Origin of the sequence: Dawidia cretensis (assembly GCF_018598175.1) — a bacterium.
In the GTDB taxonomy this organism is placed as follows: domain Bacteria; phylum Bacteroidota; class Bacteroidia; order Cytophagales; family Cyclobacteriaceae; genus Ohtaekwangia; species Ohtaekwangia cretensis.
Map to the genome: position 1 here is coordinate 35,165 of NZ_JAHESE010000027.1, position 15,545 is coordinate 50,709.

General features: G+C 49.6%; 12 protein-coding genes. All 12 read left to right on the top strand.

What is annotated here, in order from left to right:
- The first annotated feature begins 37 nt into the window (after nucleotides 1–37).
- The 12 genes from KK062_RS21715 to KK062_RS21770 all read left to right on the top strand — a co-directional run bounded on the left by KK062_RS21715 (nucleotide 38) and on the right by KK062_RS21770 (nucleotide 15,527).
- Nucleotides 38–2,746, top strand: coding sequence for a vWA domain-containing protein (locus KK062_RS21715; protein ID WP_254086457.1), 2,709 nt, complete (start codon nucleotides 38–40; stop codon nucleotides 2,744–2,746).
- A 15-nt stretch (nucleotides 2,747–2,761) separates the two neighbouring features.
- The gene (locus KK062_RS21720) at nucleotides 2,762–3,307 is read left to right on the top strand and encodes a GFO_1088 family ECF-type sigma factor (RefSeq protein ID WP_254086458.1); all 546 of its coding nucleotides are present in this window, start codon (nucleotides 2,762–2,764) and stop codon (nucleotides 3,305–3,307) included.
- Complete coding sequence (locus KK062_RS21725) at nucleotides 3,297–3,809, top strand: PG0215 family putative anti-sigma factor (RefSeq protein ID WP_254086459.1); 513 nt, start codon at nucleotides 3,297–3,299, stop codon at nucleotides 3,807–3,809. The genes KK062_RS21720 and KK062_RS21725 overlap by 11 nt, the downstream gene beginning before the upstream one ends.
- Nucleotides 3,810–3,849: 40 nt before the next feature.
- Complete coding sequence (locus KK062_RS21730; protein ID WP_254086460.1) at nucleotides 3,850–4,377, top strand: DUF4252 domain-containing protein; 528 nt, start codon at nucleotides 3,850–3,852, stop codon at nucleotides 4,375–4,377.
- 68 nt (nucleotides 4,378–4,445) lie between these two features.
- Nucleotides 4,446–4,955 carry a DUF4252 domain-containing protein gene (locus KK062_RS21735; RefSeq protein ID WP_254086461.1) on the top strand — a complete coding sequence of 170 codons (510 nt, stop codon included), beginning with the start codon at nucleotides 4,446–4,448 and terminating at the stop codon, nucleotides 4,953–4,955.
- A gap of 53 nt (nucleotides 4,956–5,008) precedes the next feature.
- Nucleotides 5,009–5,899 (top strand): ABC transporter ATP-binding protein, encoded by an 891-nt coding sequence (locus tag KK062_RS21740; RefSeq protein WP_254086462.1) that lies wholly within the window; start codon nucleotides 5,009–5,011, stop codon nucleotides 5,897–5,899.
- A 14-nt stretch (nucleotides 5,900–5,913) separates the two neighbouring features.
- Nucleotides 5,914–6,717 (top strand): DUF2705 family protein, encoded by an 804-nt coding sequence (locus KK062_RS21745; protein ID WP_254086463.1) that lies wholly within the window; start codon nucleotides 5,914–5,916, stop codon nucleotides 6,715–6,717.
- Between the two features lie 92 nt (nucleotides 6,718–6,809).
- Nucleotides 6,810–8,699 (top strand): 7TM diverse intracellular signaling domain-containing protein, encoded by a 1,890-nt coding sequence (locus KK062_RS21750; RefSeq protein ID WP_254086464.1) that lies wholly within the window; start codon nucleotides 6,810–6,812, stop codon nucleotides 8,697–8,699.
- 308 nt (nucleotides 8,700–9,007) lie between these two features.
- Nucleotides 9,008–11,953: a SusC/RagA family TonB-linked outer membrane protein gene (locus KK062_RS21755; RefSeq protein WP_254086465.1), complete on the top strand. Its 2,946-nt coding sequence runs from the start codon at nucleotides 9,008–9,010 to the stop codon at nucleotides 11,951–11,953.
- An 11-nt stretch (nucleotides 11,954–11,964) separates the two neighbouring features.
- On the top strand, nucleotides 11,965–13,428 hold the full coding sequence (locus tag KK062_RS21760) for a RagB/SusD family nutrient uptake outer membrane protein (RefSeq protein WP_254086466.1): 1,464 nt from the start codon (nucleotides 11,965–11,967) through the stop codon (nucleotides 13,426–13,428).
- A 50-nt stretch (nucleotides 13,429–13,478) separates the two neighbouring features.
- Nucleotides 13,479–14,945: a glycoside hydrolase family 30 protein gene (locus KK062_RS21765; protein WP_254086467.1), complete on the top strand. Its 1,467-nt coding sequence runs from the start codon at nucleotides 13,479–13,481 to the stop codon at nucleotides 14,943–14,945.
- Nucleotides 14,946–15,146: 201 nt separating this feature from the next.
- Nucleotides 15,147–15,527, top strand: a complete 381-nt coding sequence (locus tag KK062_RS21770; RefSeq protein ID WP_254086468.1) for a hypothetical protein — start codon at nucleotides 15,147–15,149, stop codon at nucleotides 15,525–15,527.
- The last annotated feature ends 18 nt before the right edge of the window (nucleotides 15,528–15,545 follow it).

Here is a 15,545-nt window from a genome sequence, read left to right on the forward strand (position 1 = left end):
GCTTTACATTATTTGTCTTATTTGGTAAGTTCGGCCCATGCGTCTCTTCATAAAAGCCCTCCTTTTAGTATGCATGCCGGGACTGGCGGTCGCCATTACCCCCGCCCAGCAAAAAGCACTTAATAGCTATGTGGAATATGCCAACCATTCGGCCGGGGAAGTCACCCAGGTGGTACGAAGCCTTATGGACTATTACCCATCGCTCGCGAAGCCTTCCAGTTGGTCCACGCCCCGCTATAGCTGTCCCGTTCAACTGGAAGATTACTACCTCAAAAACGCATTGACATTAAGCGCCGCCCTGGCTGGCCAGGCCGCCCCCCTAAACGCCCGGCTGAACGACCTGCGCACCGCCGCCGAAAAGATCGACGCCCAATGTAAAGCCCTGGATACCTATCACAAGCTTGGAGACTATAAACAGGACAACTATGCCAAAGCTCGCGAGATCGTAACGACCGTACAGGGCCTGGTAAAGGACTACCAGGCAAAACAAACGGCATTGCAGATCGCACTGGAGGCAGCCTATAAAAAGCTTGTGCCTTCCACAGGTCCCTACCGACAAGCAGACGACAAACTACAAGCCGCCATGGCACAGGAGAGAGCATGGCTCGACACCTGGACATTTAACCTGCAACAAGAAACGCACACGGGTTGGCCGGTGGAGCAACTGCAAAAGAGCATTGTCGCAACGATGACACTAGTGGAAGACATGAAAAAAATCAGCACGGGCTTAAAATACCCCGCGTCATTTTCCTGGTCAAACCTGATAGAAAGCTGGTATACGATCCTCGATGTAAAACGGCGGGGATGGGACGAATACAATTTTGACGCGCAGAAATCCGACGCGCACAGTAACAAAGTCTACCTGGACCTGATTAACTATTACAACGGTACACTGGTTTCCGGATATAACAGCCTGTTGGACTATGCTACCGCCGACGGGTATCGCGGGCTTAAAGCCTTCGCCTACTTTCCACGCTATGACATCCGCACCCAAGCCGTACCACCATCCGTCACGATCAAACCTTTTCAGGATGCGGCCGTGCCACCGCTCGCCGCTACCCCCGTAGCCACGCCGATGCCACGAGTAATACACACATCATTGGGCCGTTACATCGACTACATAAACGAAACCTGGCGCCAGACACGGTACATGCAAATGGTGCTGACAAACCTGAGCAGCAGCGCCGACTACTACCGGAAATTGGAATCGTTTGAGCGGCACGGCGCCATGAACTTCAACTATCCTGACTTTACAGTCCCCCGATCGGCCCATCAGCAAGCCATGGTCGCCAGCAAAGCCCTGCCACCGGCAGTGGCGGCAACGTTGAATGCTGAAGCAACGCAGATACTAACCATCCTTCAGGAAATGGATGCGCTGGCCGCGACCCTCCAGATCGAAGTGCAGGAAAAACGGTATGAAAAAGATCGACTGGCGCGCATAACCGAGATGTTGGACCGGGAAAAGGAATTGATGAAAGCATGGGACCAAAAAAAGGAAAAGCTCTATACGGATATCCGCCAGGCCTTTGACGCCTGGCCCCCGACGAATAAAACGACGTCGTGGTATGTCGCGGGAAAAGCCCTGGGAGACCTGGCCGACCTGGATAGAGAAGCCTTGTTTCAAGCAAAGCAACACTACGACAATGAGACGCCCGCTACGATCTCGACTACCGCCATAGATGCCGGTCTACGCGATGTGATCGCCCGGGAATATGAGAATATGAAGGGAATTGAAAAGATCGGCCGTAACAATGGAAATTGTCCCTATACGCCATACGAGGACCTGCCCGAGTCGTCGCGCAAACTAAGCGAAGAGTTGCGCAAGCTAGCACCGGCCGTGGACGCGCGGCGGGAACATCCGTACTACTACATGGTATACCAATACAACGATGTGGTGGATGACTACAATAAATTCTGCGAGCTGTCACCCGACGTATTACTGCTCAAGAAGGTCAAACAGCCGCAATTATTCCTCCCGCGATATGCCGGCCAGCCTTTGCCGGACAAGCGTCCTACGCGCCAGCCAGCGACACAGGTACCGGCAAACGATGCCGCGAAAAAACCGGAACAAAATCCACCCGTTAAGGTAACACGCGAGCCAGGACAAAACACCCATACCGTACAACATGACACCGTGTATATTGAGCGGCGTGACACCGTCTACCTATCGGATGCCGGCGAAGACATTCGATCCATGGAAGGCTATGCTACCAATCACATGGTACTTCTACTGGACGTATCCGGGTCCATGAACCAGCCGGGCAAACTGCCGCTGTTAAAAAAATCGGTACTCGACCTGTTGTCCATGATGCGCGTTGAAGATCAGGTCACGATCATTGCCTTTTCGGGTAAGCCAAAGGCGTTGCTAACCGCAGCTTCCTTTAAGGAAGAAGAAAAAATACGACGGGCGGTTGACGACCTGCAATCATCCGGCAAAACGGATGGCAACGCGGGTCTGACGCTAGCGTACAAACTGGCCGACCAGCACTATATCCGCGGCGGCAACAACCGCATTCTGCTGGCGACCGACGGCGAGTTTTCGGTGGACAGCGACGTAGCAGAGCTAATCGACAAATTTTCGAGGGAAGACATCTTTCTATCCATCTTCAACTTTGGCAAAGGGATGGGTGCCTCGAAAAGCCTGGAAAAACTCGCTACCGCGGGGAAGGGAAATTATGCCGCCATTTCGGCGCAAAACGTCGATCTTAAGCTGATTCGCGAGGTAAAAGCGAAAAAGAAAAAATAATGTGTAACAAACCTGATGAGCGGGCGTCTTGCCTTTGAATTTCAGTACATGAACCTCGAATCCTTTCAAAACCGGGTGCTGCCTGCCAAGAACAAGCTCTTTCGCTTCGCCCTTCGCTTTCTGGGGAGCGAAGAAGATGCGAAAGACGTGGTACAGGAGGTATTCATTCGGGTTTGGAACGGTCGGGAGCAAATGACAGAGATACAGAACTGGGAGGCCTGGTGTATGCGCATCACCCGCAACCTCTCACTGGATCGTGTCCGCTCCAACAATCGCCGGCAAACCCGGCCGATGGAAGAGACCTTCGACGTTCGTCAGGAAGCGTTAACACCGCACGAATCAACGGAGATCAGCGAAAGTATGCACCGTATCAGTCAAATCATCGAAGCACTGCCCGAAAAACAACGGCAGATCATACACCTTCGGGATGTGGAAGGATACAGCTACAACGAGATCTGCGAAATACTGGAGCTCGATATGAACCAGGTAAAAGTAAACCTGTTCAGAGCACGGACAACAGTGCGCGAAAAACTCACCAAGATGAACGCCTATGGACTCTAATAAAATCGAAGCACTGCTGCAAAAATATTGGGAGGCCGAAACCTCACAAGAAGAAGAACAGCAACTGCGCGAATGGTTCCGTACCCACGAGGCCCCAGAACCGTGGAAAGAAACCGCTGCCATGTTCCGTTACTTCGACGAGACCAAAAAAAAATCACTGGACGACGCTTTGTTTAATGCCACCGTGGTAAGCAACCTGCCCACGGCCAGGGCAGGCCGCGTACGGAAACTGGTTTATAACACCCTACGGATAGCAGCCGGCGTATCCGTGCTTTGCCTGGCCACGTGGTTCGTACACAAAGAAATGCAGGAGTCCACTGACCCAGAAATAGTGGATACCTACAGCGACCCCAAGCTGGCATTTGAAGAAACTAAAAAGGCCCTGCTACTCATCTCCCAAAGTTTCGGCAAAGCCGAAAAGCAGGCCCGGAAGATCAACATGTTTAACGAGGCACAAGAAGAAATTAAAAAAGAGAAACCATCTCAAGAGCAAAAGCTTTGAGAATAGCAATCGACAGGAACAATAAAACGGACTAAACACCATGAAAAAGATATATATAGTAATGATCGTGATGATGGCAGCAAACGGCGTGTTTGCACAGGACTTTATCTCTAAGTTCTTCAATAAATATCAAAACGACGAGTCATTTACGCAAGTGACAATCAGCAGCAAGATGTTCAGCCTCTTTACCAACATGGAGGTTGAAAACAAAGAAGATCAGGAAGTGCTAAGTGCTATTAGCAAGCTCAAAGGCCTGCGCATTCTCGGCAAAGAGAATACATCCGACGCCCGCTCGCTATACAAAGAAGCCTTTGCGCTCATACCCACCAAAGAGTTTGAAGAGCTCATGTCTGTGCGCGACAAAGACAAAGACATGAAGTTCTACATCAAAGAAAGCGGCGGAAAGATCTCTGAACTGGTAATGATCATGGGCGGTACCAAAGATTTTATGGTCCTAAGCCTTTTTGGTGAGATCGACCTGAAACAAGTATCGCACATCGGCCGTAAAATGAACGTGAGCGGACTCGAAAAGCTCGAGAACGTAAAAGACGGAAAGAAACACGAGTAGTAGTTCGCCTAACATAGTGCCAGTCTCGAGACTGGCGCTATACACTGTCTAACCATTAATAACCTCTCATGCGATATATCATAACACTCCTGCTACTGGTAGGTGCCGGCTGGGTTAACGCCCAAAGCCCGGTAACCGAAACACTGTATAAGAAACATAGCGACGCCCTGACCTTGTTTTTCTATAACAACACGCTTCGCATGCTCAATCAAACAAACGACAAGGACTTCGATGCTTTGATCGAAGACGTAGAAAAGATGCGGTTCCTGATGATCAAAAAAGCAAGTGGGTTTGCCACAAGTGACTACACAAAACTGGTTACGGATTATAAAGCCGAGCAATTTGAAGAAATGATGTCAAGCCGTTACCAGGGAAAAAACTTCGATGTATTTATGAAAGAAAAGGATGGCGTAACAAAAGGAATGCTGGTATTGGTCAACGATGCAGAAAATTTGTTCGTACTGGATATCGTGGGACGGGTGGCCATGGATAAGATCACAAGCCTCTATAAAACGGTAAATGAAAACAGTGAGATCGGCGACAAGATCAAGAGCTTTACAAATAAAGATGGGCATTGATGTAATGCCGGCTGTTTTATGACACGTATAGTAGCATTAATCCTATTCAACTGGTGGAAAACGTACTGGCAATAAACAACCTCAGCAAGCGCTTTGGTCGCATCCAAGCCGTCAACAACATAAGCCTGCAAGTAAAGGCCGGACAGGTCTTTGGTATGCTTGGCCCCAACGGCAGCGGCAAAACAACCACGTTGGGGATGCTGATGGGCGTTGTAAATCCCACCGCAGGTAATTTTACCTGGTTTGGCCAGGCGCCGACCGACCATATTCGCAGAAGAATTGGCGCGGTGCTCGAGCACCCAATCTTTTATCCATACCTGAGTGGCCGGAAGAATCTCGAGTTGAATGCCATGATCAAACAGTGCCCGACCGGGAATATCGCAAAAGTATTGGCCCTGGTAGAGCTGGCGGAACGCCAGGACGACGCCTATAAGACTTACTCGCTGGGCATGAAGCAACGCCTGGCGATCGCATCAGCACTGCTGAACGATCCCGACGTGCTAATCCTGGATGAGCCCACAAACGGTTTGGACCCCATGGGTATCGCGGGCATTCGTGAATTGATCATTAAGATCGCAGCAGGAGGGAAGACAATCATCCTGGCCAGTCACTTGCTCGACGAAGTACAACGCGTATGCACACACTTCGCCATACTAAAGAGAGGAACGTTGGTACATCATGGCCCCGTGCACGATGTTGGTAAAGGCACGGAAACGGTGGAAGTGAAAGCCGACGCTCCCGACCTGTCTCAAGTGCTGCTGGCGTTTCCCGGTACGTCCTCCGTTAACCGCGAAAACGGCAGCTTTCAAGTGCACCTGCGTGAACAGTTCAACGCGAAAGACCTCAATCGCTTTCTGTTTGAAAAGGACATTGTTGTCTCACACCTGGTCACTCGTCAGAAAAGCCTGGAACAGCAATTCCTCGAAATACTTGCCGAATCATAATTCACAACGCCGCCATGCTTCAACTGCTACGCATAGACCTCAAAAAAATGACCAGCTACCGCACCTTCTGGGTAGTATGTGGTCTGTATTTCATGACCCTGGGCTTCGGCGCCGCCAGCGGTATGGAATTTCTCAAGTGGCTCGCCAGTTTCATCGATGGCTTTGGGCAAGAAATAAACATCGAGCGAATTCCACTCTATCATTTCCCGGACGTATGGCTTAACCTGATCTGGTGTGCCGGCCTGCTCAAAGTAATCTTGGCCGTTATGGTGGTCATCTCGATCACCAATGAATACACCTACCGTACATTGCGACAAAATATCATTGACGGCCTCAGTCGCGGCGAATTTTTGTTGTCGAAAATACTCACGAATGTATTGCTGAGCCTGATGAGCGTAACAATGATTTTTGTTATTGGCTTGATAACAGGTATAATCTATAGTCCCTCGTTGGAATGGAATAGAATGGTGACCGACCTGGAGTTCCTTCCCGCCTATTTTCTGGAAGTATTTTTCTTTTTGTCGTACGCACTCATGCTCGGCATCTTAATACAACGCTCTGGCCTCACAATCATCCTGCTGCTGTTGTCGCAATTGATCGAGTTTATCATCACATCAAACGTCGACAACTATCTACCCCGTGTGATTCCGTTTTTCCCCATGGAATCAATCAGGAACCTTATTACATTCCCCTTTCCCCGGTATGCCTTCTCTGAAATCCGCGACTATATTAGCCCTGGGGCTGTAGCGGTTGTGCTCGTGTGGACCTTTGTCTTTAACTATATCAGCTACCGCAAACTAAAACGGTCTGATATCTAGCATACGACCTGTCGCGGAACCCATTTGTCGACAGTAGTTGTTTCCCTTCCCAGGGTGCTTTAACATTGCATTGGAAAAGCCCGTGGGGAAACATGAAGAAGTTAATTGCCCTTGCCATCTGTTGGAGCGTGTGCTACGCCAGCCTGGCCCAACCTGCTGTTGCGCTGGAGAGCGTATCGGGGCAACACATATTTTCCTTTCAGGAGATTCAATACCTGGAAGACCTTTCCGGTAAGCTTACCATTAAAGAGGTAAGCAGCCCTGCCTGGAATATTCATTTCAACCCCAGTGTAACGTTTAATCCCGAGAACAAACACCGCAATGCCGCCTACTGGCACCGGGTAAAAGTAAGACTCGACCCCACGCTGGAAACACGTTGGGTGATTGAATTCTTTGATCAGACAATCGACAGCATCGAGTTCTTTATCCCGACAGCAGATGGAGAATATGTACGCCATAGTTACGGGGACCATCAGGAGTTCTCGGCCCGCCCGCTAAAACATAAAAATTTTGTCGTCCCCATTGCCAATGACGTAGACGGTGAAGTAACGTATTACTTCCGGCTTCGTTCTGCACAGCAGGCCGAAGCGATCGTTGTACTCCGCTCAACAGACTACCTGTTTGAATATGCCACTGACGAATACTTCTTCTTCGGCATATTCTACGGCATGATCCTGGTCTTCTCTTTCTATAACCTGCTGATGTATGCCGCCGTGCGCGAAAGCCACTACCTGCTCTACATGCTGTACCTGGTAGGCATCGGGGTATACGAAATGAGCGCCGACGGCATAGCCTTTCAATATATATGGCCCCGGGCCATCACCTGGAACCAATACGCACCGGGCATAGCCCTATACCTGGCCTCAACCTTTGCGCTCTTTTTTGCCGCCTCGGTACTAACCCTCCGGAAAGAAGCACCAGGATTGTATAAGCTTATCCTGGGAGCCTTTGTTTTCAGAACGATCTTTCTCTTAATAAGCCTGTTTGTCGTACGCGAATGGTTTGCCGTTCGGTTTATTGAGATTGTGCCGTTCGCCGCAGCCTTCTATGCCGGGGCATACCGTTGGGCCAAAGGGTATTCAGCCGCCCGGTTTTTAGTAATAGGTTATAGCATCTTGCTGTTTGGTGTAGTAAGTAAAGTGTCGCTGTATTTTGACTTTGAGTGGATGCCCTTTGGACAGCTCTCACACTATAGCCTGGGCTTCTGCTTTATCATGGAAATGCTCTTCCTGTCATTTGCGATTAGCGACAAAATCCGGTTGCTCCGCATCGAAAAGGCCGAAGCGCAGGAGAAGACCATTGAACAACTACATGAGAACCAACGCCTGAAAGACGGCTTGAATCAGGAACTGGAAGAACAAGTGCGGATGAAAACGGCCCAACTGGTACAAAAGACCGAGCTCATCGAAGAGCAGAACCACCGCCTGGAGGAAGCCAACGTCCGGCTGGCCCGGCAAGCGGAGGCAATCGCTGCGATGAACACACTGCTGGCCCGTGACAACGACCAGCTAAAACATGACGTGGCAGAAGTCAAAGAAGCCCGCATCATGTCCAAAGAAGTCGACTTTGAGGAATTCAGCGCGATGTACCCCGATGATGACAGTTGCCTGAAGTTCCTCGCGGATATAAAATGGCATCACGACTACGCTTGCCGCAAATGTGGCCATACCCAATACAGTGCCGGCAAAAGCCCCTACAGCCGCCGCTGTTCCAAATGTGGGTACGACGAATCCGTAACCGCCTACACCGTATTACAGAACACCCGCCTGCCCATTAACAAGGCGTTTTATATGATCTTCCTGGTCTACAGCTCGCAGGGAAATATATCCTCTCATAAGCTCTCCGAGATCCTGGGCATCCGTCAAAGCACCTGCTGGACCTATAGCTCACGCATCAAGAAAACCATGAAGGAAAGACGCCGCCATGGTGGCCTACACCTGCGCGAAGGGTGGAATTCCATTTTAGTAGAGGAAGACAAATGAATTTATTGCGCTGAATAATAACGAGTTAGCAATTCCGAAAAATAAATCCGGGTACTGCGTTCGAAATCGTAATCGATTGATATTCTTTTTTTTACCTCTGGGCTTGCCGTAAACGATTGCGCTTTTCCTGGCGTATCAGCACCACTTCTCGGTTCCAGGCGCAATGCCATCAAATTGTGTCAAAAGGGCATTTTTAACTTGCGACTGAAGCGTATCATTTTTTGTAACTATCTACATTTCAGTAAGTTGTATCGCGATTAGAAAACACTCCTCTACATTTGGTTCACAATCAACCAAACTCAAACACTATGAAAAGAGGTTTACTCCTGCTATGGAGCATGCTGCTATCCGCGGCCCTATGGGCTCAAGATGGCAGCATCTCTGGGAAAGTTACTTCACCAGACGGGCAGTCGCTGCCCGGCGTAAACGTCGTGCTGAAGGGTACATCTACTGGTACCATCACAGATGGTGACGGCAACTACAAGCTTGACGCCACCGAAGGAACGCTGGTCTTTTCGTTCATCGGCTACCAAATTTTAGAGATTCCCATTGACAATCGGTCAGTCGTCGATGTGAAAATGGAAGAAGACCTAACCACCCTGGAACAGGTTGTTGTAGTAGGGTATGGAACCCAGAAGAAAAAAGACCTGACTACGTCGGTGGCCATCGTAGACCAGACCTCCATCAAAGACCGTCCCCTGACCTCCGCTGCAGAAGCATTACAGGGTAAGGCGGCAGGTGTCCAGGTCACGCAAACATCCGGTAAGCCGGGCGGTGAGATCTCCATTCGTGTGCGCGGAGCCACGTCTGTACAGGCCGGCAATGAGCCGCTGTACGTCGTGGATGGTGTACCGACAACCGACATTCGCGGCATCAACGCCAATGATATCGAAAGCATGAGCGTGCTGAAAGACGCTTCATCGGCAGCAATCTATGGTGCACGTGCGGCCAACGGTGTGGTACTGATCACAACAAAGCGCGGTAAAGCCAACGCCCCAGTGCTTCAGTTCCTCGCCAACGTAGGGGTCACGGAGGTCACAAAGAAACTGGACGTGTTGAATACCGAGCAGTATCGTGACTTGATGAGCGAAATTAACAACACCGTAGTCGACCCGGCCATTACTCAAAACACAAACTGGCAGGACGAAACCTACAGAACCGGTTCATTTCAAAACTACCAGCTTTCTTACGCTGGAGGTACTGACAAAAACCAGTACTATGTATCCGGCGGATATCTCAAAAACAAAGGTATCATAAACCCGTCGGCGTACGACCGCTATACACTGCGCCTGAATCTTGACAACCAGGTAAAAGAATGGCTGAAGTTCGGTACCAACTTTAACTTCGTGCGTTCCGAGTATAAGAACACCGAAGATAACAAAGCTGGAGGTCGGGGAGGTGTAATCTTAAGTGCGCTAACAACACCTCCTTTTCTGACGACGTACAATCCCGACGGCAGCGGGCAATTTGCGCCCAACCCGTTTCAACCTTCCTGGGAGAACCCTGTAGCCTTCATGGAAGGGGCTGATGAAGGCACAACCGATGATCGTCTCATTGGAAATTTTAATGCCGAAGTGAAGATTCTCGAAGGGCTTTCCTTCCGGACTAATTTCGGGGTGGACTATACCATTCACCGCAATGATTATTACCTCGATCCATTCAGAACAGTATTTGGTCGGGATCCATCCAACCATGGTATCGGACGTACCGATCAATCTACAACCTTTTCCTGGTTGAGCGAGAATACATTCAACTATGTAAAATCGTTTGGCGTACACAATGTCAATGTACTGGCGGGCATGACAGCGCAAGAGTCTACGTGGGAACGTACCTATATCGAAGCAAAAGACTTTCCCAACGTAAGCGGCGTCCAAACATTAAATGCCGCAAACCAAATTGTCAACGCTTTCACAGAGGCGACCGACTGGGCTATAGCATCGTTACTGGCACGTGTGAACTATGACTACGATGGAAAGTATCTTTTTGCGGCTACGTTGCGACGGGATGGATCATCGCGATTTGCAGCCGGTAGTCAATGGGGCACATTTCCTTCGTTTTCGGCAGGGTGGAGAATTTCGGCTGAGCCGTTCATGCAAGGCGTCGCTGCTATCAACGACTTAAAGCTACGCGCTGGATGGGGTAGGAACGGTAATCAGGAGAATATTAACACCTATGCCCCGTATACTCAAGCGGGCTTCAGACGCAGATCTGAACTGGGACAAGGTCCGGAGATTATCAAAGAAAATGTATTGGGTGGCCCCGCCATCACCTGGGAAGAAACGACCCAGACAAACATCGGCGTTGATCTTTCCGTGCTAAACTCGCGATTGACATTTACGTTCGACGCCTACCTGAAAAAAACAGATGGCTTGCTGCTCGACGTTGGATTTAATGAATATACAGGTTTCGCATTTGCTCGCAAAAATGCTGGTAAAATGGAAAACAAAGGACTGGAGTTGGCCCTATCGTCAATCAATACCGAAAGCGAACTGCGGTGGACCACGGACTTCAATATATCGTTCAACCGAAATAAGGTGACTGAATTGACGTTGAACAAAGTCTACTATTCCGCTCCAATGTACAGCAACGGCGATCAAAACCTTGCGAGAATGACGGAAGGTAGCTCGTTGGGTACTTTCTTTGGATACATCTATGAAGGGGTTGATCCTGAAAACGGAAATCCGCTATACCACGACTTTACAGGTAACGGCCTGAATGACGCCGATCGTACTGTGATTGGAAACGCGCAGCCGAACTTCATCTTCGGGTTGACAAATAACCTTTCCTACAAGCGATTTGATGTCAATATATTCCTGCAAGGATCGCAAGGAAACGATATCTACAACGCCACTCGTATGGAATTGGAAGGCATGTATGACACCAAGAACCAATCAACAGTGGTGTTGAACCGGTGGACCGAGAACAATCGGAATACCGACATACCGCGCGCAGGCATTGGTACCGGTAGTATTCGTAACTCAACGCGATTCGTTGAAGACGGTTCTTATCTCCGGGTGAAGAGCGTAACGCTTTCGTACAATGTAAATGCCAGTCCGCTGGAGAAACTGGGTATCAATAAACTCTCGGTATATGCCACCGGGCAAAATTTGCTGACATGGACAAACTATTCCGGCTACGATCCTGAAGTGAACGCATATTCTGTTGCGGGAGGAAAAGGAACCGAGATTGGCATCGACTACGGAACCTATCCGCAATCGAGAACAATCATTCTGGGCGTAAATGTTTCATTCTAAACAGACGAGCGATGAGAAAGGTAAAAACATACAATTATATAGGCGCCATTTTGTTGGTTGGTGCATTTTTATTGGGGTGCGATGATTTTTTGGACAGAGACCCACTTTCTAAGTTAACGAACGAGGATCTTGGAAATGACGGCAAATCAACTGGATTCACAACGGCAAGTCAGGCGGAAGCGATCCTGGCAGGCTGTTATGGCGATTTTAGAAACGAATACTTCCAATTGGATTATTACGTAAATGGCGATGCGCAAGCCGACAATGCGTATGCCGGCGCTGACAATCCCAATAATTTTCAGATCGATGAATATGCTATTGAATCGGTGAATAATAACGTGCTTCGTGACTGGCGTTACCTGTACGGTACAATCGCCAAAGCCAACACGGTGTTAGATCACATCGATTCTGTTGCGGATGCAGCCCTGACGGAAACAAGAAGAGCCGAAATCAAAGGCGAAGCGGCATTTGTGCGGGCGTACATGTACTTTGAGTTGGTTCGTCAATACGGCGATATACCGCTGCTGGTGCATGAAATAACCGAATGGGATGTGGACGATGAAACCAAAATATACTTGTCTCGTACACCGCAGGCTGAAATATACCAGCAGATAATCAAGGACCTGGAACTTGCCGTCGCCAATACACGGGCTGCTGCGGCAAACAAAAACGTTGTGACGAAAAGCACAGCACATTTTCTACTGGCTAAAGTATACGCAACCGTAGAGCCGCACGACTGGGCAAAGGTTAACGAGCACGCCGATGCCGTATTGGCAGCCGGGTTCGAGCTGTTACCCGAGTTCGATCAATTGTGGGACGGAACACAGGAGAATTCTTCAGAAGCAATCTTTGAAATCACGTACGACGGATGGGATGCTGGCACAGGCAACTGGGGGGCAGGAATGTTCTATGGCATCGACTGGAAGAAATTCAATACTCCCACCAACGACCTGGTAGCAGCATTTGATGCTGAAGGCGATGAGATCCGTAAAAACGCATCCATTCGTTTTGCAGATGTTACCGGCAAATGGTCTGACCGTTACTGGCCGCTAACAAACTTTCCATACTCCTATAAATACAGAAACACCAGTGGTACACAAAACTATATTTTGTTCCGACTGGCCGACATCATGTTGCTGAAAGCCGAAGCATTGACAGACGCTGGTGATTTGGAAGGTGCAGCAGACCTTGTAAATGAAATTCGTGCGCGCGTAGACCTCGACGACATCATACCGACAACAGATGCTGACATGGTCCAGGCGATTGCAAAGGAACGCCGCTTAGAACTTGTCTTTGAGGGACAACGCTGGTACGACCTGAAACGCACCGGAAAGGCGATTGAGGTAATGAATGCCTTCCGCGATGGAAACGGTAATAGCTTGGGATATCAATTAACCGAAGACCGTTTGCTCTGGCCCATCCCGCAAAACGAGCGTGATAAAAACGAAAAGCTGACACAAAACGACGGATACTAAAAAAACAAAGAAGAACCCCGCATATCAGGGTTCTTCTTTAAAGTATAAAGATGAAAGAAGAACTGAACTCAACCGTAAAAGGGATTAAACTCGGCCTGGCATTAGTGCTGACGAGTGTGCTGTGGCAAGGATGCCAACGCAACGACCAGGAAAAACAAACAACATCGGAATCTGAAGTTGAAGCGTCGTCTATCCATTCCTACCTAACCACCAGCGACAGATCGTCTCTCTTGGCGAAAGACCAGCAGGCCCTGGCGTTTAGCACAGAGCCTACGAACCTACCCGTGATCGGGATAGACTCGACACAACGGTACCAAACGATCGACGGATTCGGCTACTCCCTAACCGGAGGAAGTGCTTACCACATTCAAACGCTGACACCCTCCACACGCGAAGCATTGCTCAATGAGCTATTCCGATGGGACAGCACCAACATCGGCGTGAGTTACCTGCGTGTAAGCGTCGGTGCCTCCGACCTGGATGACCATGTGTTCTCATACAACGACGTGCCCGCAGGCAAGACCGATCCCGAGCTAACAGGCTTTACACTGCAGGAAGACAAAAAATACCTCATACCGGCACTCAAGCAAATACTGGCTATCAATCCGGACATCAAGATTATGGGCAGTCCATGGTCGGCGCCCGCCTGGATGAAGACCAATGGTCATCCAAAGGGCGGAAGCTTAAAGCCCGAATTTTACGCAGCCTATGCGGAGTACTTTGTCCGGTATATACGTGGCATGGCCGCAGAAGGAATAACAATTGACGCCATCACACTGCAGAACGAGCCCGAGAATCCGAAGAACACCCCCAGCATGTTGATGACGTCTGCCGAGCAAGCTACGTTTGTGAAGAACAACCTTGGCCCGGCATTTGAAAACGCGGGCCTTAAAACGAAGATCGTGATCTTCGACCACAACTGCGATCATCCCAATTACCCCATCGAGGTGCTGAACGATGCAGACGCCAGGAAGTACATCGACGGGTCGGCCTTCCACTTATACCTCGGTGAAATCGAGGCACTCTCGGAAGTACACCAGGCACACCCCGACAAACATCTCTACTTCACCGAACAATGGACGTCACCCCAAAGCACCTTCGGCGACGATCTCCGCTGGCACACCCGACACCTGATCATTGGCGCTACGCGCAACTGGAGCCGCAACGTGCTGGAATGGAACCTTGCCGCCGATCCTGAGTTTAAGCCTCACACCGACGACGGTGGATGTACGACGTGCCAGGGCGCGTTGACAATCGACAAGGATGCTGTAACACGCAACGTATCCTATTACATCATCGCCCATGCATCGAAGTTCGTACGTCCAGGGGCTGTGCGTATAGCCTCGACCATTACGGGGGACCTATATAACGTGGCATTCTTAAATGCTTCAGGCGAGAAAGTACTGATCGTAGTTAACGACAGCAACGAAGTCAAACGGTTTGGTATTCGCTACAACGGCAAAGTAGCTGCCGCAGCACTATCTCCAGGAGCGGTTGCTACATACACCTGGCCTTAAATAGGCAACAGGCGCCAAAATGGCCTGCCTAAAAGGCAGGCTTTTTTTTGTCCCGGTCGGGAACTTGTTTAATAATCATCGATTCCAATCTTTTTGAGGCATATTCTTTCTGACTGGATTCTCGTGCGGCTGCCTCGATGTCGTAAAAAACCGTGTTGGTACACCGATTGACTCTTCCTTCCGCAGAAGGAGAAATGAATTATGAAAAAGAACAATTTCCAGGACCTGTTAACGTCGGTAGATGTTCTGAATACTATAAACGGAGGCATCAGCGAACCAAGCCTGACCGTCCATCAACAAGCGGACGGACGCGAGCTTCACGTGCGAGTGCCCGGTATGGAAAAAGAAGTACTGCAGGCGGAGGTTCATAACAATACGCTATCGGTATTCTACCTCATTCCCATCACCGTACGGGAGAAAGTCGTACAAATGCCCCAGGTAGTGTATAGCAAAACGATCCCGTATTTTGTTGACGTCAGTGGCATCCGCGCCGAGCACGAAGGCCAGGAGCTTGTAGTGCACATGCCGTTCAACGAGTTGTCCAACGGGTATCACAAAAAGTTGACAATGGACGAAGACTAAAGAATAAAAACGCCCCGG

Excerpts from the sequence above, each read along its gene's own strand:
- KK062_RS21770 (WP_254086468.1), top strand. The coding sequence starts at position 15,147 with ATGAAAAAGAACAATTTCCAGGACCTGTTAACGTCGGTAGATGTTCTG.
- KK062_RS21715 (WP_254086457.1), top strand. The coding sequence starts at position 38 with ATGCGTCTCTTCATAAAAGCCCTCCTTTTAGTATGCATGCCGGGACTG.
- KK062_RS21730 (WP_254086460.1), top strand. The coding sequence starts at position 3,850 with ATGAAAAAGATATATATAGTAATGATCGTGATGATGGCAGCAAACGGC.
- KK062_RS21725 (WP_254086459.1), top strand. The coding sequence starts at position 3,297 with ATGGACTCTAATAAAATCGAAGCACTGCTGCAAAAATATTGGGAGGCC.
- KK062_RS21750 (WP_254086464.1), top strand. The coding sequence starts at position 6,810 with ATGAAGAAGTTAATTGCCCTTGCCATCTGTTGGAGCGTGTGCTACGCC.
- KK062_RS21760 (WP_254086466.1), top strand. The coding sequence starts at position 11,965 with ATGAGAAAGGTAAAAACATACAATTATATAGGCGCCATTTTGTTGGTT.
- KK062_RS21745 (WP_254086463.1), top strand. The coding sequence starts at position 5,914 with ATGCTTCAACTGCTACGCATAGACCTCAAAAAAATGACCAGCTACCGC.
- KK062_RS21720 (WP_254086458.1), top strand. The coding sequence starts at position 2,762 with ATGAGCGGGCGTCTTGCCTTTGAATTTCAGTACATGAACCTCGAATCC.
- KK062_RS21765 (WP_254086467.1), top strand. The coding sequence starts at position 13,479 with ATGAAAGAAGAACTGAACTCAACCGTAAAAGGGATTAAACTCGGCCTG.
- KK062_RS21755 (WP_254086465.1), top strand. The coding sequence starts at position 9,008 with ATGAAAAGAGGTTTACTCCTGCTATGGAGCATGCTGCTATCCGCGGCC.
- KK062_RS21735 (WP_254086461.1), top strand. The coding sequence starts at position 4,446 with ATGCGATATATCATAACACTCCTGCTACTGGTAGGTGCCGGCTGGGTT.